Genomic DNA, 312 nt, shown 5'->3' on the forward strand with positions numbered 1-312 from the left:
GAGACCTTTATGGACCTGAGCCTGTTTTCGAACATGACCTTCTCCGGCGCCACGCTGTCCAACTTCCTGCTCAATGGAGCCGCCGGTACCCTGATTGTCTCCCTGGGCTTGGTTCAGTTCGCCGCGGGGTTCACGTCCCTGCAGTCGGGCCTGCTCACCCTGGGCTACCTGGCTGCCATCCTGGCCACCATCCGCGTGGGCGAGAAGCTGCTGCAGCGGTTCGGGCCCCGCCGGCCGATGCTGTGGGGCAGTATGATCACCGCCGCGGGCATCCTGCTGACCTCCTGCACCTTCGTGCTGATTGGGCAGTAT

General features: G+C 64.1%; 1 pseudogene. It reads left to right on the forward strand.

Annotated features, from left to right (window positions below):
* Positions 1-312: pseudogene (locus AC5RVV_RS18325) on the forward strand (MFS transporter); the annotation flags it as partial.

Source organism: Arthrobacter sp. MDT2-34-1, from assembly GCF_059091365.1.